20 protein-coding genes and 1 pseudogene are annotated in these 21,457 nt (G+C 68.6%); 14 read left to right on the top strand and 7 right to left on the bottom strand.

The genetic code is table 11. The features are described 5' to 3' along the window. Positions 1 to 854: 854 nt before the first annotated feature. The gene (locus ACQ86J_RS27630) at positions 855 to 1,832 is read left to right on the top strand and encodes a helix-turn-helix domain-containing protein (RefSeq protein WP_431268062.1); all 978 of its coding nucleotides are present in this window, start codon (positions 855 to 857) and stop codon (positions 1,830 to 1,832) included. Positions 1,833 to 1,959: 127 nt separating this feature from the next. On the opposite strand, the gene ACQ86J_RS27635 is transcribed toward ACQ86J_RS27630, so the two are convergent. Next, a complete protein-coding gene (locus ACQ86J_RS27635) occupies positions 1,960 to 2,898 on the bottom strand; it encodes a helix-turn-helix domain-containing protein (protein WP_431268063.1) in 939 nt (312 codons plus the stop codon). Between the two features lie 1,165 nt (positions 2,899 to 4,063). Here ACQ86J_RS27635 and ACQ86J_RS27640 point away from each other — a divergent pair. The 6 genes and pseudogenes from ACQ86J_RS27640 (at position 4,064) to ACQ86J_RS27665 (ending at position 7,328) form a co-directional block, all read left to right on the top strand. Further along, the gene (locus tag ACQ86J_RS27640) at positions 4,064 to 4,459 is read left to right on the top strand and encodes a paraquat-inducible protein A (protein ID WP_431268064.1); all 396 of its coding nucleotides are present in this window, start codon (positions 4,064 to 4,066) and stop codon (positions 4,457 to 4,459) included. 114 nt (positions 4,460 to 4,573) lie between these two features. Then, positions 4,574 to 4,831, top strand: a pseudogene (locus tag ACQ86J_RS27645) (paraquat-inducible protein A); the annotation flags it as partial. 70 nt (positions 4,832 to 4,901) lie between these two features. After that, entirely contained in the window at positions 4,902 to 5,051 is a 150-nt protein-coding gene (locus ACQ86J_RS27650; protein WP_431268065.1) for a paraquat-inducible protein A, read from the top strand. A gap of 315 nt (positions 5,052 to 5,366) precedes the next feature. After that, complete coding sequence (locus ACQ86J_RS27655; RefSeq protein ID WP_431268066.1) at positions 5,367 to 5,564, top strand: hypothetical protein; 198 nt, start codon at positions 5,367 to 5,369, stop codon at positions 5,562 to 5,564. A 58-nt stretch (positions 5,565 to 5,622) separates the two neighbouring features. Then, on the top strand, positions 5,623 to 6,885 hold the full coding sequence (locus ACQ86J_RS27660; protein ID WP_431272556.1) for an MlaD family protein: 1,263 nt from the start codon (positions 5,623 to 5,625) through the stop codon (positions 6,883 to 6,885). After that, positions 6,864 to 7,328, top strand: coding sequence for a PqiC family protein (locus ACQ86J_RS27665; RefSeq protein ID WP_431268067.1), 465 nt, complete (start codon positions 6,864 to 6,866; stop codon positions 7,326 to 7,328). Before ACQ86J_RS27660 ends, ACQ86J_RS27665 begins: the two co-directional genes overlap by 22 nt. A 239-nt stretch (positions 7,329 to 7,567) precedes the next feature. Here the strand turns inward: ACQ86J_RS27665 and ACQ86J_RS27670 are convergent, their stop codons facing one another. Then, positions 7,568 to 7,831 carry a hypothetical protein gene (locus tag ACQ86J_RS27670; protein WP_431268068.1) on the bottom strand — a complete coding sequence of 88 codons (264 nt, stop codon included), beginning with the start codon at positions 7,829 to 7,831 and terminating at the stop codon, positions 7,568 to 7,570. A 284-nt stretch (positions 7,832 to 8,115) separates the two neighbouring features. Here ACQ86J_RS27670 and ACQ86J_RS27675 point away from each other — a divergent pair, with 284 nt between their 5' ends. The 7 genes from ACQ86J_RS27675 (at position 8,116) to ACQ86J_RS27705 (ending at position 15,650) form a co-directional block, all read left to right on the top strand. Then, positions 8,116 to 8,412, top strand: coding sequence for a SemiSWEET family sugar transporter (locus tag ACQ86J_RS27675; protein ID WP_431268069.1), 297 nt, complete (start codon positions 8,116 to 8,118; stop codon positions 8,410 to 8,412). A 567-nt stretch (positions 8,413 to 8,979) separates the two neighbouring features. Continuing rightward, positions 8,980 to 9,276, top strand: coding sequence for a hypothetical protein (locus tag ACQ86J_RS27680; RefSeq protein ID WP_431268070.1), 297 nt, complete (start codon positions 8,980 to 8,982; stop codon positions 9,274 to 9,276). Positions 9,277 to 9,345: 69 nt separating this feature from the next. Further along, the gene (locus ACQ86J_RS27685; protein WP_431268071.1) at positions 9,346 to 10,101 is read left to right on the top strand and encodes a hypothetical protein; all 756 of its coding nucleotides are present in this window, start codon (positions 9,346 to 9,348) and stop codon (positions 10,099 to 10,101) included. 174 nt (positions 10,102 to 10,275) lie between these two features. Further along, positions 10,276 to 12,633 carry an arylsulfatase gene (locus tag ACQ86J_RS27690; protein WP_431268072.1) on the top strand — a complete coding sequence of 786 codons (2,358 nt, stop codon included), beginning with the start codon at positions 10,276 to 10,278 and terminating at the stop codon, positions 12,631 to 12,633. Next, a complete protein-coding gene (locus tag ACQ86J_RS27695) occupies positions 12,566 to 12,835 on the top strand; it encodes a hypothetical protein (RefSeq protein ID WP_431268073.1) in 270 nt (89 codons plus the stop codon). The genes ACQ86J_RS27690 and ACQ86J_RS27695 overlap by 68 nt, the downstream gene beginning before the upstream one ends. Positions 12,836 to 12,981: 146 nt before the next feature. Next, positions 12,982 to 13,614, top strand: a complete 633-nt coding sequence (locus ACQ86J_RS27700; protein WP_431268074.1) for a multiheme c-type cytochrome — start codon at positions 12,982 to 12,984, stop codon at positions 13,612 to 13,614. Next, positions 13,527 to 15,650, top strand: coding sequence for a tetratricopeptide repeat protein (locus ACQ86J_RS27705; RefSeq protein WP_431268075.1), 2,124 nt, complete (start codon positions 13,527 to 13,529; stop codon positions 15,648 to 15,650). The genes ACQ86J_RS27700 and ACQ86J_RS27705 overlap by 88 nt, the downstream gene beginning before the upstream one ends. On the opposite strand, the gene cysC is transcribed toward ACQ86J_RS27705, so the two are convergent. From cysC to ACQ86J_RS27730, 5 genes are all read right to left on the bottom strand, one after another. Continuing rightward, on the bottom strand, positions 15,600 to 16,118 hold the full coding sequence (gene cysC, locus ACQ86J_RS27710) for an adenylyl-sulfate kinase (protein ID WP_431268076.1): 519 nt from the start codon (positions 16,116 to 16,118) through the stop codon (positions 15,600 to 15,602). The two genes, ACQ86J_RS27705 and cysC, sit on opposite strands and share 51 nt — an antisense overlap. Next, positions 16,024 to 17,466 (bottom strand): sulfate adenylyltransferase subunit 1, encoded by a 1,443-nt coding sequence (locus ACQ86J_RS27715; RefSeq protein ID WP_431268077.1) that lies wholly within the window; start codon positions 17,464 to 17,466, stop codon positions 16,024 to 16,026. The genes cysC and ACQ86J_RS27715 overlap by 95 nt, the downstream gene beginning before the upstream one ends. Then, positions 17,466 to 18,251, bottom strand: a complete 786-nt coding sequence (gene cysD / locus ACQ86J_RS27720) for a sulfate adenylyltransferase subunit CysD (protein WP_431268078.1) — start codon at positions 18,249 to 18,251, stop codon at positions 17,466 to 17,468. Before cysD ends, ACQ86J_RS27715 begins: the two co-directional genes overlap by 1 nt. Continuing rightward, positions 18,145 to 18,822, bottom strand: a complete 678-nt coding sequence (locus tag ACQ86J_RS27725) for a hypothetical protein (protein WP_431268079.1) — start codon at positions 18,820 to 18,822, stop codon at positions 18,145 to 18,147. Before ACQ86J_RS27725 ends, cysD begins: the two co-directional genes overlap by 107 nt. Before the next feature lie 642 nt (positions 18,823 to 19,464). Then, the gene (locus ACQ86J_RS27730; protein WP_431272557.1) at positions 19,465 to 20,319 is read right to left on the bottom strand and encodes a sulfotransferase family protein; all 855 of its coding nucleotides are present in this window, start codon (positions 20,317 to 20,319) and stop codon (positions 19,465 to 19,467) included. Positions 20,320 to 21,457 lie beyond the last annotated feature (1,138 nt).

Raw genomic sequence — 21,457 nt, forward strand, 5'->3', positions numbered from 1 at the left:
CGACGGCGACCAAGGCGGCGTTGGGTGACACGTTCATCGTCCTAGAAAGCTCGAACGCCACCGAACGGTAGAACTGCGCATCCACCGTGTCGCCGACTTGCAGCACCTCAAGGCGGACCATCGGCCCTGCGGTTACCGTCACTGTGCGCCCTGACGGGCCCCGCAGCGTGATCTTCCGGGTCTTTGCGTCGATTGGAAGTGATTTTGGCGTGGATCGACTCCGCCATTGGTTCCGGGATGCTCGCAAGGGTCGGATTGGCCTGCGCGGCAGCCGGCGTGGACAAGGCCCCCTGGACCACTGTTCCAGTGGTTGCGAGGGCTGCAGCCAGAGCAAGGCGCGTCCATGCATTCGTCATGTTCGGGCTCCGTCTTGGCGAACCGCGTCGCAATGCCCGCAGGGGAAGGCGCGGCATCTGGCGCGGGTTGGGTGAGCTATGGCGATGTCCGACCGGATCAGCCGGCGTCACACCTTCGCCCAGCGGCCATGTGGACACACCCTGCAATGCTGTCCGAATCTCGGCATTTCCACGCTGGTGACATGAGCCCAACGGGCGAGTGTCACACGACATCCTGGCGGCAACGCGATGGGTCGAGTGTGCCCGACCTGATGCACGAGCGTAGCAGGCCAGCCGGCTTGCACTCAGCCGAGTAAACCACCGATCCGCACTGCAGGCATCCACATAAAGACGGAATGGTTTGTAGCAAGGCAGATCACATTCGAGGTATTTTTGTGTTCGCTCAACATGAAACGCTCGCTCCTCGACCGAGAGTTCCGTGGGAGCAGGATCGTTCTCGTAATGGGCTCCGTTGCAGACGCCTGCCGCCGAATCCAGGACGGGAGTTGTGCAATGACAATGCTGAAGGCGGTGGACCAAGCGCCCATCTTCTCACGCCGCTTCACCGATCCCGAGGATGTGGCCCTTGCCGTGCGCGATGCCGGCATCGAGTATGTGCCGCTCGGTGGCGGTCCGTATGACGCCAGCCTCACCCTTGTGCAGGCTGGTTCCTTGCGCATTCAGCGGGTGGTCGATCAGGCCCATATCGTGCGCGGCGCTGTGGAAGAGGCCCGTATGGGGCTCCTGTTTTCGACGCGGCATCTGGCGGCTCCGGTCGTCAACGGCTGCGCGCTCAACGCCGGCCGCATGCTCGCCCTGCCGCCCGGACGCGAGCTCCACGGCCTCTGTCCGGGGCAACTCCAGTGGGCCTCCTTTTCCTTCCCTGCCGAAGTCGCCGAGCGGCTCTTCGATCTCGGCGGGATGCCGTTTGGCGTCCGCTCCACAGCGCCCGCTCTGCTCGTTCCGCCGGCGGTTGCAGCGCTTTTGAGCAACACCGCAGTGGAGATCACGGATCTCGCAGAACGGCTTTTCGAGCAAGGGGCGACGACGATGTCCGCAGCCTTTCTTCCCGAAGGGGTCCTGGAACTCTGCATAGAAGCCTTCTCCAAGGCGGAGGAGCATCCTGTCTGCGGTCGCGCGGCGCGGGACGCGATCCGCATCCTCAACAGAGCGGAGGAGTTCCTGCGCGCGAATATCGACCGGCCGATCTACACAGATGAGCTTTGCGCAGCGCTTGCGGTGTCTCCGCGCAAGCTCCATCAGGCCTTCGTTGCGACTTGCGGAATGAGCCCGCACGCCTACCTCAAGCGCCGCCGACTGACGATGGTGCACCGGGCCCTCAAGTCTGCTGGGCAAGAAGGCCTACTGGTCAAGTCGGTCGCCCTTGCACACGGCTTCTGGCATCTCGGGAACTTCGCCCATGACTATCGGGAGTTGTTCGGGCAATCGCCATCGGACACCATGCTACAGGCGCGGGCTGGCTTGAGCCGCCACTAAGTCCGGCTTGCTGGTGTCGTCGTGCAGGTTAGCCGCAAGCATTGTGGTGCCGCGCCCTATCACCGAATGCCAGACTCCCGGAGGGGGGCTATACGCATCCGGGGAGCATGGCCGGGGTGAATGCCGGTCAGCGCCCGAAGGGAGCCTCGCCAAACATGATCCGGTAGGCGCGCTCGAATCCGCGGCAATTCCAGAAGCCATATGCCCGAGCTGCCGCCTGCGTGTCGCCCCAGCGGCAATCGGGCGAATGCAGGCCGGCGCGCGCCAGGACCAAGCGGCGGAGCAGCAGGTACCGGGCCGCGCTGATGCCTAGGACGGCCAGGAACGCCGATCTCAGCTGCGTCTCGGATACGCCGACGGTCTTGGAGAGCTGCGCCGTGTCGAATGCCCGGGCCGGATCTGCGGACAGGCAATCGTCCGCGGCTCGCACTACGCGGCGCAGTGAGGACGAGGCGGCGGCCAAGGCTCGAGGTACCGCTCCCCCATGCGGGCCGGCCAGAAGGTCGTAACAGACATCGAGTAACGCGTCGCGGAGCGATCGCCGTGCCTCATCGATCTCGAACACATCTGGATCCGCGACCATGACCGCAGCCGCATCCCGCATGAGCGAGGCGGCACGGACCCAGGCGCCGGTGTCGGCGTGCAGCCAGACGGCAGGCCCCGGGCCGGCGGATCGGCGACCCGCGCGGCGGTGAAAGGAGCGGCCCGATCGCTGCCGCAGGCACCGCCACCAGCCCCAGCTGCCGTCGTTGCGATCTGCCATCTCGTAATCCGCGCCGGCACCGAAGACCGCCACCCCGCAGGCTCCGGCGGTGCGGCCGCCCAGCAGGAGGGTCCCGCGTCCGTCGAGCGGAAGCAGGAGCCAGGAGGTCTCGGGCGGCACGGCGCCAAGCACGGCAAGCGGCGTGCTGCCGCCCGTCTGCAGCGTCAGGCCCGAAAGGTCGAGGTTGCTCGTGTGCAGCAGGAAGGGATGAGGTCGGAGCGGTGTTGCCCGGCAAGAATCGCCGCGTGTTTGCACGGCGATATCGCCTGGATCCGTCACGCTACGGGACTGAACCTTCATCATGACGGCGGCATCGTGGGGCTGTAACCCGGCCAACCACTCATCGTTCCATCGCCGCGGCCGCAGGCGGGGACGTCATGACCGCATGCCGTCGTCCCATCCGTCTTCCTCGTCAGGCACCAGCCTCGGAGGAGCCGAATGGGCCGGATTGGCGACCCTATCGGAGCTTTGTGCCGCACCTGTATTGCAGGCTCGCTCCGCACCGGTGAGGGGAAGCGGATCTCGCCTACCAGACCGGTGCGGTCGCTGCCTGTTGGAGGGCCGGGGACAGATCCCGGTACGGCCATACGCCGCGGCGTCATCGGATGGTGCGGCCGGTTGGATCTTCGGCGAGACGACCCGGCGCCACCGGTAGTGCCTTCATGCAGCCGGGCATGAGGGCGCCAAACCCTTGCATCCGGTCACGGCTTTTCATGGGCGCCTGCAGCGGGCGCCATGCTACCCGCCGATGCGCGATGGCCCTGCGAGCGTCGCGGATCATGCGTGTCAGGATGAACCCGCCTTCGCCGGCTGGCAACACGCAATTCCTGTCCGTTTTCGGCAGGTAGGACCGGCCATCTGTCTCGCGCGCAGTGGGGCGCAGGTGGCTTCCCGTGAGATCTGATCAGGCCGAATTCGCCGATTATGGACAGGGTTCCGTATCGGACCGGCCACCGCGGCGGCGTATGGTCCGACCTTGATCGGAAGCTGGGCGTCGCGCCCTGGGCTTCGCCGGGCACTGCGGTACGACGCATGACGCTGTTCCACCATGGCCAAGCCGAGATCCTCCCCCGTTATCCGCGGCCAGGATGTATGCTTGGTCAAGCCGAACGGCGCGGCGCGGCGACGGCTGGTCGAGGCTGGCCTTGATGGAGGCAGGGATCGATCTCGGTGGAGCGCAGCAATCTGCGAGCCTCACGCCGCGTCGCCTCTGCGAGTGCACGCGATTGCGGGCAGCGGCAGATGGTCCCGGCACTCCAATCCGGGACGGCGGCGCACTGCCTGCGCTGTGACCGGCTGCTGCGCCGGGCCAGGCACGATACGCTGGGGCGTTCGCTGGCGCTGAACCTGACGGCGATGGTTCTCCTCGGGATTGCCTGTCTCATGCCATTGATGACGGTAAGCGCCAGCGGCATGGACTTGAGCGCGAACCCTCTTCAGCGGGCCAAGAAGCCTGCATTCCGACGGGTTGTGGGAGCTATCCGTCGTGGTGCTCTTCACCAGCGTCGCGGCCCCGGTCGCGGATGTCCTGGCCATGATCTATGTCCTGGTCGGCCTGCAGCTCCGCCGCCCCTGGCTGCACCTTCGGAAGGTTTTCGCCTGGATCGAATGGCTGCGGCCCTGGTCGATGATCGAGGTCTATCTGCTCGGCGTCTTCGTCGCCTATGTGAAGCTCGTCGATCTGGTGCATATCGAGCTCGGGCCGGCGCTCTATGCGCTCGGTGCCCTCATGACGACCATGATCGCGGCCGACGCGGCGCTCGACCGCCAGGCGGTCTGGGAGGCACTGGACCGCCAGGATCCCGGTTCCGTCCTTGCGCCTTGTGCAGTCGCTCCGGTCGCCCCTCAGCACGACTGCCTGTGAAGTCTGCGGCCTACTCGGCCCGTCCCGAGCAGGATCACCCGGCGCGTTGCCGCCGCTGCGGGACTCACCTGCACCCGCGCAAGCCCAACAGCATGGGCCGAGCCCTCGGCGCTGATGATCGCAGCCGTCATCTTCTATGGGCCGGCGAACATCTACCCCGTTCTCACCGTAATCCAGCTCGGCGCCGGCACGCCAAGCACCATCATGGGCGGCGTCGTGGAGTTGCTGGCCAGCGGCATGTATCCGCTGGCTGCCCTGGTGTTTTGCGCCAGCGTCGTCGTGCCGGTGCTGAAGCTGCTTGCGCTCGGCGCCATGCTGGTGGCGACCTGGCGCGGCTCGGCCCGTCGGTTGCGGGAGCGCACCCGAGCCTACCGCATCGTCACGGCGATCGGGCGGTGGTCCATGATCGACGTCTTCATGGCCTCGATCCTGGTCGTCGCTAGTGCATTTCGGCGGCCTCGTAAACATCAGCTCAGGCTTCGGCGCGGTTGCCTTCGCCGCAGTGGTAATCTTGACCATGCTGGCCGCCGAAGCTTTTGATCCGAGGCTGATGTGGGACGCTGCCGGCACGCAGCAGGAGGCGGCCGCGTGAAAAGCGCCTTGCACCCCGAAGCCACCCTGCGCGCCAGGGTCGACCCGCGACCGCGCCTCCGTCGCCGATTTGGCTGGCGCCCCTCGTTGCGGTGCTGATCGCCGGTTGGCTGGTCTGGGACGCCATGTCGAAGCGCGGCCCGCTGATCACCGTGACATTTCAGTCCTGCAGAAGGGCTACAGGCGGGGCAGTCGCACCTGAAGCACCTGGATGTGGATATCGGCTTGGTCGAACGGATCGCCTTGAACCCCGACATGACGGGCGTGAGCGTTGCAATCCGGACGACCCGGGAGGCGGAGCCGCTGCTGACCGAGCATGCCCAGTTCTGGGTGGTGCGGCCACGGCTACTTTGCCGGCAGCCTCTCCGGCCTCGGCACCCTGGTGTCGGGATCCTATGTCGAGGTGGTGCGATCGGCCGAGGGCGGCCGGCGGCAGCTGGCCTTCACCGGTCTGGAGGATCCGCCGGTGCTGGAGGCGCATGTCCCCGGCCGGACAGTGCAGCTCCAGGGCTGAGCGGATCGGCTCCATCAGCACCGGCTCGCCGGTCTTCTTCCGCGACCTCGACGTGGGCATGGTGCTGGGCTGGGATGTCGGCAAGATGGCGGAGAACGTGACCATCCACGCCTTCATCCGGGCGCCCTACGATCAGTATGTCCGCGATGGCTCCCGCTTCTGGAACGCTTCTGGCGTGTCGCTGCAGCTTGGCGCCGAAGGCGTTCACCTTCAGCTCGAATCGCTGAAGGCCTTGCTGCTTGGCGGCATCGCTTTCGACAGCCCGAACGAAGCGCATGTCAGCGGCCAGCGCCGCGATCCCTGCGGCATTCACCCTCTACCCCAGCGAACAGACTGCGAAAGACCAAGCCTATCGTCGCAAGGTCGAGGTACTGGCCTATTTCCAGGGCTCGGTCAGCGGCCTCAGGCGTCGGCGCGGCCGGTCACTTTTCAAGGTCTCAAGGTCGGCCACGTTACGGGTATCGGGTTGGTATACGATCCTGCCAGCGACATGATCCGCGTGCCTGTGCGGTTCGAGATGGAGCCCGAACGCATCGGCGGCGTGCAGCTTGCCCAGCAGCGCGGACCGGTGGAGAACGCGCGGCTGCTTGTGGCGCGCGGCATGCGGGCGCAGTTGCAGAGCGCGAACCTGCTCACGGGCCAGATGCTGGTGGCGCTGGAGGTTATGCCGGATGCAGCGCCGGCCGAGTTGCGGGTCGAGGGCGACGTCCTGGTTGCGCCGACGGTGCCAGGACAGATCGCCGGCGCCATGGCCGCGGTCAGCCAGCTGGTGGCGAAGGTCGAGAGGCTGCCGCTCGACCGCATGGGCGAGAGCCTCGAGGCCACCTTCAGGGCGTCAGCCAGATTGTCAACGGGGCAGAAGCTTCGGCAGTCGCTCGCCTCGCTGCAGGCGACGCTGGCCGGCACGCAGGAGGTGGTGAAGCGGCTGGACGAGGGCATGGCGCCCACCCTGCGGCAACTGCCGGCCGTCACCACCAGCCTGCAAGCCACGCTGGTGCAGGCAAACCGAATGCTCGCTTCGGTCGACCGGGGCTATGGCGACAGTTCGCGGTTCAGCCGCGACTTGGAGCGGCTGATGCTGCAGCTCAACGACACTGCCCGGTCGCTGCGCACGCTGACCGAAATGCTGAACCGGCATCCAGAGGCGTTGATCCGCGGCCGGCAGGGGGCGAACCAGGTGCGGGTGATGCAGCGCCGCTCCTCCCGCTGCTTCTGGCACTCGCCGGGTGCCGGTCCGCGAATCCCATCCTGTACAGCCTCGTCGTGCCGCCGGGACCCAGCCTGCCGCGCGGCCCGAAGGTGGTCGCGGTGCGCGAGGTGAGTCTGGCGGGCTATCTCGACCGGCAGCAGATCGTCCGCTCCTCCGAGGATTACCGCCTGACAGTGTCCGAGGATGACTGGTGGGGCGAACCACTCGGCGGCATGCTGACACGCGTCCTGGTGCAGGCATTGGCGCAGCGCCTGCCCCGCAGCAGTGTGATCGGGGCCGATACCGCGATCCGGGTAACACCCGACGCCACCGTCGAGATCAGCATCCAGCGCTTGGATGCGAACCGGGAAGGTGGAGTGATCCTGGTCGCGCAGATTGCGGTAGGCCACCGTAACGGCCGGCAGGATCCCATGGTGCGCGCGTTTACCACATCCGTGCCGCCGGATGGCTCTGACATGCGCGCTTATGTCGCCGCAGCGAGCGTCGCGGTCGGTCAGCTTGCAGATGCCGCTGCCAGCCAGCTGCAAGCGCAGGGTCGAGAAGCCGACACCTGAAGCCTGCTCACTGCGACGTTCTGCTTGCGAACGACGCGCTGCTGGCCCAATCCCTGCAACCGGTGGCGCGCAACGTGCTGCACTCGGCCGAGACGCGGCTGAGCCGCTCGCTGCTCATGCGACGCTCTGATGTCCGCAGTCAAGGCATCTCGGCGTGCAACATCGCCCGCCTTCGAGGGCGGCGGCATTGAGGCCGCGTAGAGGAGGAGGCGTGGCCATTGGATATCGGTGATCAGGCTCTAATCCGCGGATTGGGTACCGCATCTCCGCTTATGCGTCCCGGCGCTTCCCGATCTTAATGCGGGCGTCAGCATGGCCGACGGCAAAGCGCTCGACGGAAGTTCCGCAGCCAGCCGCGTCAGTAGCCTGCGCACGGCATTGACGGTTGCGTCGATCTCGCCGATGTATCGCACTTCGCCACTCCGGCCAGGTTCGGCCACCGCCACCGCGTGCTTGGCCTTGGCCGCGTCGATCTCTACCAAAACGGTGCCAGTTTCCATCATGGTCCATCCTCTCTGCACCGAGGATGACCCAGTTCGCGTGGACCACCCTTGGGTTCAAGACACGCACTTTAAGACGGGTCATCCCGGGTTCGACGGCGGACATACGGCCTTGAGCACATCGGAATGCACCGTGCCTTCGGAGAGTAGCCGCACGGACCGGTGCCGCCCCGACGCAATGCGGCTTGGGCGGGACGGGAGCCTTCAGGGGCATGACCTCGGGCGGTGAGCGGGGAAGCTGGCATGGCGCGACAGGTTGACGCGTCCCACCTTGCGGAGGACCCACTTTGGACGCGGCCACCTTGGTCGGCTCACTCGCAGCCCTCGCTACAGCCACCAGCTTCGTGCCGCAGGCGTGGAAGGTCATCCGCACCCGCGACACGGCGGCCGTCTCGGCGGGAATGTGCACCCTCCGGACCCTCGCCATCCTTCTCTGGCTTATCTATGGGCTGCTACTCGGCCAGTGGCCGCTGATCGTCACAAATGGCATCTGCCTTCCGCTCTCGGGCTTCATCCTGGCCATGAAGCTGCTACCGCCTCAGCACCGCGATGCGGTCGCGAAAGCCCTCGTCCCCGCGCCGTGAGCCTGGCGTGCTCGGTCCCTCCAGCGCCGGGCACCGATCCCACGCTGGTCGGATGCGATGCTTGTCTGCACTTGGCCCGCCTTTGCCGCGAGCCTCGGTGCCCGGACAGTAGCGAATCGCTGCTCGTCGGGCAGGTGGTGCAGGACAAGGCTGAAAAGATGAAGGCCGACCCACTATGGCAACTCGCAGCCGGCAGGTCGAAAGGACGAGCAGGACGCTGAAAGAGCCCACCGTCCGGCGAACCGACATCATCAAATGCCGGGACCAAACAGCCGGCTATCCGCTGGACGGCAGTTCGAGCCTGCCGAGCCGGCGTATTCGACTAACCGGAGCGACGTCTGCGCGAAGGCTGGCTTCCAGACCGACAGGCCGGGCAGGCACCGCGGCGGAACTCGGTAATGCCGAATCCGGATAGCGCCATGGCGTGCGCGCACCGGACGCAGACGCATACTATTTGGCGGCCGTCGCACAGGCCAGCTCGCCGGAGAAGAAACTGCGGAAATGTCCGTACGCCGGAGTACGGCCTGACCTAGATCAACTGGAACGGCATGAACCGAGGAGGTGGCCATGAAGCAGCTCCTGGCCAGCGGGATCCTGCTCCTGCTTGCGGCGTGCTCGACCCAGGCCGATTACCAGAAGTATGTCGACGGCTTCGTTGGGCAGAACGCCAACCAGCTTTATGCGGTTTGGGGTGCCCCCGTGCGTTCGGCCCCGCTGCCGGATGGCGGGCAGGTTGTAAGCTTCCTGTCGAACGTGCAGAGCGGCCGCGGCTTCGGCGTGACCGGCTGCGAGACGACTTTCATCCTGGACCGCGGCGGCATTGTCCGGCAGGCGACCTTCCGCGGCGACGCCTGCTATCATTGATCCGGGAGCATGGCGCTCCGGGCAGCGTGTTGGCTGCCAGGCGTGCCTCATGGCTGCAAGGTGCCGCCGATGAGCCCCATCGCCATCGCTTTCACGATCTACCTCGGCAGCATCGCCGCTGCGATGTTGGGCGTGGCGCTGCGATTGCCCAGTCGGCATTTCGATGACAGCTCGCGGGAGGTCGTGCGGAACGTGCTGGGCCTGGTCGCCACGCTCACGGCCCTCGTGCTTGGCCTGCTCGTCGCCTCCGCCCAAGGCACCTACCAGTCACTGGGCAACCAGCTCGGCCAGATGGCGGCCAACCTGGTCGATCTCGACCGCACGCTCGACTATTACGGCCCGGAAGCCGCCCCGGCACGAAGATTATTCCACCGTGCGGTGCAGGCCGAGATCGACCGGATCTGGCCACATGGCGAGGCGCGGCTCGCCAGCATCAGGCCGGATGACATCCGCCGGGAGCGCGGGCAGTTCATGGCGATCATCGGCCGGCTCGAGCCGCGTGAGGAGGCCCAGCGCTTCGCGCAGCGGCGGATCATGGAACTCGTCACCGACTTCGCCCGAATGCGGACGCTGACCGTCAACGCCGCCGAGGGCAGCCTGCCGGGTCCGTTCCTGGCCGTGCTGATATTCTGGGTGGCGGTCCTGTTCTTCGGCTTCGGCCTGGCCGCACGCTTCAACCCCACGGTGATCGTCGCGCTGTCGATCGGCGCACTCTCGGTCGCCGGAGCGATGTACCTGATCCTGGAGCTGAACCATCCCTTCGACGGCTTGATGCGGGTTTCCGAGGCGCCGCTGCGGGAGGCGCTTGGCACGATGACCGAATAGCGCACTGACGTCCGGCCGGCATCGCACGGACCCGGCGCTGTGGCGCCGAAGTGCCGAAATTGGACAACGTTGCCGAAGGACGGGCCTGCGCTCCTCGGCCTAGCCTTGAAGATGCGCCCCTTGCGGCAACCCATTGCGATTCGCCTCGCTCGATAGGGGAAGGAAACCTCGCCCATGCGGTACAGGTTGGGACTGCTCGGTCGACTGACGGTGCTGCCGCTGGCCTGGTCTATCGGGACCGGAGTGGTGCAGGCGCAGCAGCTCCGCGGCGCGCCTGGTGCCCCAAACGCAGTGGAGTTCCCCGATAGCCGCGTGCTGCCGACTCCAACCCCGCCCTTCGCCGGCAGCATCCTGCCGAATGCCATCGACAGCACCTCCGCCTGGCCGCCGCAGCTCGCGGCGCCAGAAGGCGCGCCAAACGTGCTGCTGATCCTGACCGACGATGTCGGCTTCGGCGCGCCCGCCACTTTCGGCGGCGTGATCCCGACGCCCACCCTGGACCAAGTGGCGGCGAGCGGCCTGCGCTACACCGCCTTCCACACCACGGCGCTCTGTTCTCCGACGCGCGCCGCGCTGCTGACCGGGCAGAACCACCACCAGGTCGGTTTCGGCACCATCTCCGAGCTGGCGAGCGGCTATCCCGGCTACAACTCGATCATCCCACGGGAGACGGCGACGATCGGCGTGATGCTGCAGCAGAACGGCTACGCCACCGCTTGGTTCGGCAAGAACCACAACACCCCGGCCTGGGAGGCGAGTGCCGCCGGTCCCTTCAGCAACTGGCCCACCGGCCTCGGCTTCGACTACTTCTACGGCTTCGTCGGCGGCGACACGAGCCAATGGCAGCCGGGCAACCTATTCCGCAATACCACGCCGATCCACCCCTTCGCGGGCAATCCGGGCTGGAACCTGAATACCGCAATGGCGGACGACGCCATCGCATACATCCGCACGAACACCGAGATCGCGCCGAACCGCCCCTGGTTCATCCACTACGCGCCGGGTGCTACGCATGCGCCGCATCATCCGACCCACGAATGGGTGGAGCGGATCGAGGCAATGCACCTGTTCGACGATGGCTGGGAGAAGCTGCGCGAGCGCATCTTCGAAAACCAGAAGCGCCTCGGCGTCGTCCCGGCCAACGCGCAGTTGCCGCCCTGGCCGGCGGAGATGCTGAAGCGCTGGGACGACCTCTCGGCAGCCGAGAAGCGCCTGTTCATCCGCCAGGCCAATGTCTACGCCGCCTACCTCGCCTATGCCGACCACGAGATCGGCCGCGTCGTCGCCGAGGTCGAGCGCCTCGGCCAACGCGATAACACGCTGATCATCTACATCAGCGGCGACAACGGCAGCAGCGCCGAGGGCTCGGTCAACGGCACCCCGAACGAGGTGATGTACTTCAACGGCGTGGCGCTGACCGCCGAGCAGCAGATGCCCTATTACGACGCTTGGGGCACCGACCGGACCTACAACCACATGGCAGTGGGCTGGACCTGGGCCTTCGACACGCCCTATCGCTGGACCAAGCAGGTGGCGAGCCATCTGGGGGGCACCCGCAATGGCATGGCGGTGTCATGGCCACGCGGCATCGCCGACCGTGGCGGCATCCGCACCCAGTTCCACCACGTGGTCGATATCGTGCCGACCATCCTGGACGTGGCCGGCATATCGCAGCCAACCATCGTGAACGGCATCGCCCAGCGCCCGATGGCCGGCACCAGCATGGCCTACAGCTTCGCGCGGGAGAATGCGGCGGCGCCGTCGACGCGGCGCACCCAGTATTTCGAGATCCTGGGCAACCGCGCCATCTACCACGACGGCTGGATGGCCAGCACGACGCCGGCCGCGCCGCCCTGGGCCGGCGTGACCGCGCCGCTGCCGTCCGACGTCATGAATGGCTACCGCTGGGAACTGTACAACCTGGCGGAAGACCCGACGCAGGTCCGCGACGTCGCTGCGGCCCAGCCGGATCGCCTGCGCATGCTGCGGGAGCTTTTCACCATCGAGGCGACGCGCAACCAGGTCTTTCCGCTGAACAACTCGATCGCCGCCATGATCGCGCCGCGGCCCGGGCCGGCGGCGGGACGCCGGCAGTTCGTCTATACGGGGGCCAGCTGCTGCACCCAGGCCAATGCGGCACCGAACATACTGAACCGGTCCTTCAAGATCACGGCGGAGATCGAGGTGCCGCAGGGCGGCGCGAACGGCATGCTGGTGACCTCAGGGCGGGCGCTTTGGCGGCTGGGGCTTCTACCTCAAGAAGGGGCGACCGGTCTTCACCCTGAACCTGCTCTCCGTCGAGCGGCCGAAATGGGAAGGGCAGGATGCGCTGCCGCCCGGCCGCCACACCGTCACCTTCGACTTCGCGCTGGACGCGCAGGGCCAGGCCCCTTTCGGGCGTGGCGGCACCGGCGTGCTCTCGGTCGGCGGGCAGGAGGTGGCGCGGTTGAGGATCCCGCGCACCGTGCCCTTCACCTATCAATGGGACGAGACCTTCGACGTCGGCCTCGACACCGGCACACCGGTGGATGACAGCGACTACCAGTTGCCCTTCGACTTCACCGGGCGGATCGGCCGCATCACCTTCGACATGGGCGAGACAGACACGACGCCCGAGACGGTGATCCGGTTCCTGAACGAGATCCAGGCCCGGGTCCGCGATGCGGAACGCCCGGCGCCGGGCGTCACCCCGGCGAGCCAACCCGCCAGCGTGCCGCAGCAACGGCGGAACTGAGCCGTGCGTCGGGCGGGAGGAGCGGGACCCGTCGGATCACTCCAATCGCCCGGCAGGGCGGAATGCCGGGCGCAGGCTGATCGTGGCGGAACAAGGACCCGAAGGTTGCGGCCCCAGGGCAGGGCCGCCGGTGCATGCGCCCAGCCATGATGCGCCTCGCCTCGGCGGCAATCGCCGTCCTGCTCGCGGGCGGGAGCCTGGTGGTGGGTGCCGTCCTGGAAGGCGAAGCGGTACTGCCCCGTCCCATGCTGGAGGCGCCACGCGAGGGCCATGTCGGCGCCCTTACCTGCGCCGGCTGCCATCAGGCCGAGTACCAGGACTGGCGTGGCTCGCACCACCAGCGCGCCATGGAGGCGGCCAGCGGCGCCACCGTGCAGGCGCCCTTCGCCGGCGAGACCATGACGTATTTCGGCCGTGAGAGCCGCTTTTTCCGCCGTGACGGCCGCTTCCTGGCCCTGACCGAGGGCACGAACGGGCAGCCTGCTGAATTCGAGGTGACCCATACGATTGGCGTCGCCCCGCTGCAGCAATACCTGGTGCCACTCCCCGGCGGCCGCCTGCAACCGCTGCCCTGGGCCTGGGATGCCCGCCCGGCGGGGAGGGCGGCCAGCGCTGGTTTCATCTCTACCCGGACGAGGACATCAAGGCCGGCGACCCGCTGCACTGGACCGGCCGCATCCAGACCTGGAACATGCAATGCGCAGCCTGCCACACCACCGCGCTGCACCAGGGCTATGATCCGCAGGCCGACGCCTATGCCACCACGGCTGCGGCGATGAACGTCTCCTGCGAGGCCTGCCACGGTGCCGGTTCCCGCCATGCCGCCTGGGCGATGGGCGAGGGCCGTCCTGAGGAGAGCGCGACGAAGGGCCTTGCCCTGCGCCTGGCATCGCATGGCGGACCCGGTCGCTGGGCGATGGATAGGTCACGCGGGATCGCCCGGTGGGACGGGCCGCCACGCGCGGCCGGGACGCTCGAGGTCTGCGCCGGCTGCCATGCCCGCCGCCGCGAAATTGCCGCCGACCCGCCGCCAGGCATGCCCTTCCTCGACGCCCATGCCCCGGAGCTGCTCGATCCCGGCCTCTACCAGCCAAACGGCGCCATTCTGGGCGAGGTCTTCGAATGGGGCAGCTTCCAGCAGAGCCGGATGCACCGGGCCGGGGTGACCTGCACCGACTGCCACCAGCCGCACTCAGCCAGGCTGCGTGCCGACGGCAACGCGCTCTGCTCGCAGTGCCACGCCTCCGAACGCTTCGACGTCGCCGCCCATCACCGCCATGCGGAGGGCAGCGCCGGCGCGCAATGCACCGCCTGCCACATGGCATCGCGCACCTACATGGGCGTGCACGTGAGGCACGACCATTCCTTCCGCGTGCCGCGTCCGGACCTCTCGACGTTCCAGGGCACGTCGGACGCCTGCACCGATTGCCACAAGGACCGGGACGCGGCCTGGGCCGCCGCTCGCATCGCGGACTGGCATGGCGAGGAGCGAAGGCGGGAGCCGCATTGGGGGACGGCGATCGCGGCGGGACGCGCCGGCGCGCCTGGCGGGGCCGGCCGGCTGCTGGCGCTGGCGGAGGACCGCGACGCCCCGGCCGTCGCCCGCGCCACCGCACTCTCCTTGCTGGCCAATCTGCCGCCGGCGCCGGCGATGGCGCAGGCCCTCGTGGCGGCGGCGGGCGACCCGGACCCGCTGGTGCGCTTTGCCACGGCCGCAGCCTTCGCGACGGTGCCGCCCGCCCAACGTGCCGCCGCCCTGGCCCGGCTGGTTGCGGACCCAGTGCGCGCCGTGCGGCTGGAAGCGGTGCGCGCTCTCGCGCCCGTGCCGGACGCGGCGCTGCCGCCGGAGGCCCGCGCGGCCCGGAACCGGGCCATGGCGGAATACATGGCGGCCGCGCGGCACAACGCCGACCGGCCCGAGGCCCTGGCGAGCCTCGGCGACCTGCTGATGGAGCGCGGCCGGAGCGTCGAGGCGGAGGCGGAGTACCGCGCCGCCCTGCACCTGGACGCCGCCTTCGTCTCGGCGCGCCTCGGCTTCGCGGACCTGCTGCGACGCACCGGACGCGAAGCCGAGGCTGAGGCGGCGCTGCGCGAGGGCATCGTCGCGGCGCCCGGGGCAGCGGCGCTGCACCATGCGCTCGGGCTGTCCTTGGCGCGCCAGCGGCGGGGGGCCGAGGCACTGGACGCCCTGGCGCGGGCGGCACAGTTCGATGCCGGCGATCCCCGCTTCAGTCTGGTCTACGGCGTTGCCCTGAACTCCATGGGGCGCCCCCGCGAGGCCGTCGAGGCCTTGCGGAATGCGCTCGCCCGTTATCCGGGCAACCGGGAAATCCTGCTGATGCTGGCGCTGCTCGCCCGTGATGCCGGCGCCCTGGCCACGGCGCGCGACTACGCGCAGCAGGCCCTTGCCGCAGACCCGGACGGCCGCGATGCACGGCAGCTCCTGCAGTCCCTGGCAGGGGCGGCGGTAGGCGGGCGGGGCAGGGCCCTCAGGTGCCGCCTGGCGGGGCGCCTGCCTGGCGGCCCTATTGCAGCACCTATCGCGCGAGGCGGTCGAGCATGCCATCGGCACCGAGGCCTGCCCCGACTGTGGGAGCGCCCCGCGGTGCTTGGGCGAGGACGCCGCCGGGGTGCGGAACCCCGTGTCCGGCTGGCTCGAGCCACACTCGCCAGGATCTCCGGCCGCAGCGACCTCGCCGGTACTTCCGCTACGCCTTGTCACGCTGGGATGCGCCGACGTGCTACGAGAATGGCATTCGGAGTATCAGGCGAGAACGCCTTGGTGCCGCAGCCACTCGAGCACCTGCTCGGCTGACGCACTGGGCGTCCGCTCCGCAGTCAACAGGTGCAACTCGGGCGCTTCCGGGGGTTCGTAGGGGCTACCAAGGCCGGTGAGGTTCGGGACGAGGCCAGCCTGGGCATTGGCGTAAAGCCCCTTCGGATCACGCTTCATGCAGACCTCGATCGGCGTGTCGACATAGACCTCGGCGAACTCGCCGGGACCGAGCATGTCGCGGATCATGCACCGCTCTGCACGGAAGGGAGAGATGAACGCGCAAAGGACGATCAATCCCGCATCCACCATCAGCCTTGCCACCTCGCCGGCACGGCGGATGTTCTCCACCCGGTCCTCGGGCGTGAAGCCGAGGTCGCTGCAAAGGCCATGCCGGAGATTGTCGCCGTCCAGGCTATAGGTGTGCCGGCCGGCGGCGTGCAGCGCCTGTTCCACATGCTTGGCGATGGTCGACTTGCCCGCGCCCGAGAGGCCGGTGAACCAGATCACGCGCGGCTGCTGGCCGGCGAGGCGTGGCACGGGCCCGTTTGTCCACCGGGAAATCCTCTTGGTGGATGTTGGCGGCACGGCGCAGCGGATGGGCCAGCATGCCGGCCCCCACGGTCCGGTGGCTCGACCGGTCCACGAGGATGAACGTGCCGGTCGCCCGGTTCTCGGCATAGGGGTCGAGCGGCAGGCGTTGCGCGGTTCGCAGGTGGCACAGCCCGATTTCGTTCTGTGCAAGTTGCCTGGCCGGCCGCTCCTGCCCGGTCACGATGTCCAGCCGGTGGCGGATGGAGGTGACGGAGGCCTCGGTCCAGAGATGGCCGTGGCGCAGCGCGTAGCGCCGCCCTGGCAGCAACTCCGCCTCGTCCAGCCAGAGCAGCCGGGCAGCGAACTGGTCCGCCACCGCCGGTCGGGCGGACGACAGCGCGAGCAGGTCGCCGCGGGCAATGTCCAGCGGCTCCGCCAAGGTCAGCGTCACTGCCTGTCCTGCTTGGGCGGCGGGAAGGTCGCCGTCCATGGTGACGATGCGTGCCACCCGGCCCGCCCGGCCGGAGCCGGCCACCACCACCGGATCGCCCACCGCGACGCGGCCGGAGGCGACGGTGCCGGCGAAGCCGCGGAAGGCCGCGTTCGGCCGGCTCACCCACTGCACCGGGAAGCGGAAGGGCAGCGCCGCCCGGTCCTCCGCCACCTCGACCGTCTCCAGATGCCCGAGCAGGCATGGTCCCGCATGCCAGGGCATAGCGGCGGATGGCCGCACCAGGTTCTCGCCGTCGCGCGCCGAGAGCGGCACTGGCATCACGGAGCGGAAGCCAAGCGGCGCCGCTGCTTCGTCCCAGGCCGCGACGATCCGCTCGAAGGCGGCGCGGTCGTAGCCGACGAGGTCCATCTTGTTGACCGCGAGCACCACGTCGCGGATGCCGAGCAGTGCGCAGATCGCCGCGTGGCGGCGGGTCTGCTCCTGCAGCCCCTGCGTCGCGTCAACCAGCAGCAGGGCAAGCGAGCAGGCGGCCGCGCCGGTCGCCATGTTGCGGGTGTACTGCGCGTGCCCCGGCGCGTCGGCCACGACGAAGGCACGCTGGGGCGTCGAGAAGCGGCGCCAGGCGACGTCGATCGTGATGCCCTGCTCGCGCTCCGCCATGAGCCCGTCCAGGAGCAGGGCGTAGTCGGGCTCAGCTCCCGTGGTGCCGTAGCGGCGGCTGTCGCGCGCCAGCCCGTCCAGCTGGTCTTCCGGCACGTTGCCGGTCTCGAACAGCAGACGGCCGATCAGCGTCGACTTGCCGTCGTCAACCGAACCGCAGGTCAGGATGCGCAGCAGCCCACGCGGGGCCAGGGCGGTGCCGTCGGGCATCAGAAGTAACCCTCGCGCTTCTTGCTCTCCATCGAGGCCTCGCCATCGCCGTCGATCAGCCGCTCGGCCCGCTCGCTGGCGAGGCTGCGCCGCATCTCGACGACGATCTCGGGCAGCGTCGCCGCCTCGCTCTCGATCGCGCCGGTCAGCGGCCAGCAGCCGAGGGTGCGGAAGCGCACGCTGCGCGATTCCGGGCGCTCGCCGGGTCGCAGCGGCATGCGGTCGTCGTCGCGGACGATCCAGGCGCCGGCGCGCCGCACCACCGGGCGGAGGCGCGCGAGATAGAGCGGCACCACCGCGATCCCCTCGGCCAGCACGTAGTCCCAGACATCCGCCTCGGTCCAGTCGGAGAGCGGGAAGACGCGCAGGCTCTCGCCCGGCCCGAGACGCGTGTTCCACAGGCCCCAGAGCTCCGGCCTTTGGTCCCGCGGGTTCCAGGCATGGCCCGGTCCGCGCAGGCTGAAGACCCGCTCCTTGGCGCGGCTCCTCTCCTCGTCGCGCCGGGCGCCACCGATGGCGGCATCGAAGCCGTAGGCGTCCAGCGCCTGGCGCAGCGCCTCGGTCTTCATCACCTGCGTGTGCAGCGCCGCACCGGAGTCGATCGGGTTGATCCCGCGGCGCCGTCCCTCCTCGTTCGTATGGACGATGAGGTCGAGCCCGAGCTGGGCCACGACGCGGTCACGAAAGGCGATCATCTCCCGGAACTTCCAACCGGTGTCGATGTGCAGCAGCGGGAAAGGCAGCCGGCCGGGGAAGAAGGCCTTCCGGGCCAGATGCAGCAGCACGGAGGAGGTCCTTGCCGATGCTGTAGAGCAGCACCGGCCGGCGGCAAGCAGCGGCGGCTTCACGCAGGATGCCGATCGCCTCCGCCTCCAGCCGCGCGAGGTGCGGCGCGAGGCGCGGTGGGCCACAGACCCGTATGCCGTCCGTGGCGAGGCCGGGCGATAGAGCCGTGTCGTCGTGACCGGGGCGCGTCTTCATGCGGGGCGGGCCTAAGCGGTGGGATGCGGCACCGGCTGCCGCTCCCGCCACTGCCATGCGATCAGCTCCGGGCAGATTGAGCGTCACCTCCCGCATCCGCTTCAGCATCGCCATGGCCACGGCTCCCTCGAACGGCACGCCAAGGGCCACTGCAACGGCTGCGAGCCCGGCTTCCTGCGCCCCGAGCCCAGCGGGCAGCGCGAAGCCCAGGCTGCGCGCGGCCATGCCCAGGCTCTCGATGGCGAGCGCTGCGGCCAGGCCGAGCGGCACGCCGAGCACCCACAGGATCACCCAGACCTCGATCGCGCCGATGCACCACGCGCCGAAATGCCAGCCGCCCGCCCGCATCATCGGCCCGGTCCCGGCATCCACCACCGCTAGATCTCGCGCGCAAGGCCTCCAGCCTTTCTCGAAGACCGAAGCGGTGCGCGAGACGAAGCGCCGGCGCGCGCCCGATGCCGGCCCGGAGCGCGAGCGCGAAGCAGAGGACCAGCACTAAAGGCGAAAGCAACAGCATCGCCTCGCGCGGTGGCAGCAGCCCGGGCGCGAGCCACGCGAACAGCATCAAACCGATCACCAGGAATGGAAGTTGCGATACAGATCTCGATTAGCAGGTCCAGGGTGGCGGATGCGGCGACGCCGGCGGCGGGCCGCCCGGTCTTTCGCGCGATGTCGAACCCGGCGAGCACGCCGCCACCGATGCCGGCCAGCGGCAGCAACCCGTTTAGAGATTCACGCACCCAGCGCGCCCGCAGCATCAGAGCGAGAGCTCGGCCGCGGTGCGTGGAAAAACTGTCGCCAGCCCTGCGCATCCGCGGCGATCTGTAGGAGGTGGACGAGGATGGCCGCAGGTAAGGCCGGCAATGCCTGCAGTACCACCCGGCCGAGGTCGGCCAGCAAAAGCAGGCGGCGACCATGCCGCAGGCCAGGCCGAGGGTGAGCAGCACCGGTCCGATGCGCCGCGCCGTCGGGGCAAACCCGGCAAGCCGCTCGCGCAGAACGCGGGCCGGGACCGGGCTAGACGCCGAAGCGGGCGGCATAGGCGGCGAAGCGTCGGCGCATGGAATCGGCATCGATGCCGTAGTCGGCGAGCGCATGCGTCACGCCGCCATAGCCACCGCGCGGCAGCCTGGCAGCGCGCTGCTCCAGCCGCCGTCGCGTCTCCGACGCGAGCGGCAGGCCGAACCGCTTGTACATCGCGGCGATGGTTGCCACCGGCGCCTCGGTCAGGTCGCGGAACCGGAGGTGCATGACACGCTCCTCGGGAAAGAGCCCCTCGGCGTCGGCGCGCAGCATCGCCTGCGTGCCCTGCAGCCAGTCGCCGGCGACCTGCCGTCCGATCGCCCGCTTGTCCAGGTTCGCGGTGAAGGGGCGGCGCAGGATGGCGGTCAGCCCGGCGACCGAGGCCAGCACCTCGACTGGGTCGCGGTGCAGGAAGACGAGGCGCGCATCCGGGTACTCCGCCGCCAATGCATCCAGCGTGAAGACATGGTCGGGGCATTTCAGCACCCAGCGCCGCGGCCGGCCATCGATGCGCTGCAGGTGCTGCAGGAAGCGGCGGTGGAAGCGATAGGCCGGCGCATGGTCGGCGGCGCGCAGCCAGGTCCGGTAGGCCGGGATGTGGTGCGTCGTCTCAAAGCGGTAACTGCGGAAGACATGCGCGGTGATCTCGCTGCATTCCTGCGGCGATACGGCGTCGATCGGGTGGACGGCACGAAAGCCGGGCGCCATGCGCTCAAAGGCGGCCAGTTGCCGGTCCATCTTGCCGATCCGGCGCGCCGGCGTGTCGCCGCGCTTGCGGGGCAGCGGGGAGGTGGTCTCCCAGACCGAGGGGAAGCGGTTCTCGGGGTCAGCCGCCAGGAGTTTATGCAGGAAGGTGGTGGCCGCCGCGCGGCAGCCCGGTGACGAAGACCGGCGCCTCGACCGACGCGGTGAGCAGCGCGGGCGCCCGCACCCTCGTGCTCCCGCAGGGCGACGAGGTTTCTGAGAAGCCGCAACATGTCGTACCGGGCGCCGAAACAGCCGATCAGGTTGAGATCCGCGCTCCGGCGGAGATCGTTCAGCAGGATCTTGAGTGGTGCCTCCGCCCCGAATGGCTCCAGCGCCGCAGGCCCGCCACAGCGGCGTATCAGTGCCTCGGCTTCGAGCAACCGGTCCGGCAGACTCAAGCGGGTCACCGCGCGTTGGCCAAGGGCGGACAGTATTCCGTTCACGATGCCTGCGCCGCATCGGCGAGCCGGCCAAAGCTGGCTACCCTGTCAGGAGCAAGCGAAGGGCTCCGCACTGCCACCAGTACTGCAGTGGTCACACCGATCTGGGCAGCATTGCTGGATGACCCAACTTTTGCGATCCGATCGATCATCTCCTGCTACCTCGGGTATTGCTGCAACGGCCCGCTGACTCATGAGGTTACCGGGAGGTCCTCGTGCGCGGCCAGTCCGTTTCGGATCTACCGCTATCCAAATTCTGCAAGTTTGGGTGCCGATGCTCCATGCGGGGCTTGGCAGGATGCCTCCCGCCGACCGGCGCGCTACGCATTGGGCGGCCTCGCCCTGGCGGAAGGACGATGCGGCCACAACATTTCGGTCTCGCTGCGGAGACAAAGGGTCGAGATGGTAAGATGCCGCAAGGATAACGCCGGCTTCCCAGGGTTCGGATGGTGGCAGCAGTCCTCCCGGCGGTGTGGTTGAGCCGCGATGCACCGCGACTTCCGCTTGCCGCCCGTATCAGACAGGCAAAGCGCCGATGCGGGGCCGACCGCTGGCCCAGCTTGTCGTTGTCGACCCTCGGGCAGAGGCTGAAGCACGCGCCGGATTGCTCGGCTATCTCGCGGCCAGGATGGCTGCCATCAGCCTGCGGCGTCCGGCCCTGACGCTGCTGCTCTCCACCTTGATAGGCCTCGCATCGTGCTGGGTGCTCGCCACGCGCTTTGAGCTCGACACCGATGCGATGCGGATGTTCCCCGAGAACCTGCCATGGCGACAGGCCGAGCGCGCGATCGACTCTGCCT

Source organism: Dankookia sp. P2, assembly GCF_050632255.1.
Taxonomy (GTDB): Bacteria; Pseudomonadota; Alphaproteobacteria; order Acetobacterales; family Acetobacteraceae; genus Paracraurococcus.